A 207-nucleotide genomic window follows, 5' to 3' on the forward strand; every position below is an offset into this window, starting at 1 on the left:
TTTTCTTTCGCCGCGTCCGTTTGAAGATCCTGGGCGACCTTGACCTTCTCCACGACGACCACGGTTGCCATCACGGCTACCTTCACGATTGCGATCACGGTTACCGTCACGGTACCCGCCTCCGTTACCGCCGCGTTTTTTAGAACCGCCACCTCTTGAAACAACTGGTGGTTCTGATGTTAAAGCGATTGGAGTTGTATCTGGCTC

Annotated in this window: 1 pseudogene; it reads right to left on the reverse strand. The window is 54.1% G+C overall.

The features are described 5' to 3' along the window. Window positions 1-207 (reverse strand): annotated as a pseudogene (locus MR079_RS29095) (DEAD/DEAH box helicase); the annotation flags it as partial.

The sequence above is a fragment of the Bacillus cereus group sp. BfR-BA-01381 genome, from assembly GCF_022663555.1.
In the GTDB taxonomy this organism is placed as follows: domain Bacteria; phylum Bacillota; class Bacilli; order Bacillales; family Bacillaceae_G; genus Bacillus_A; species Bacillus_A pacificus.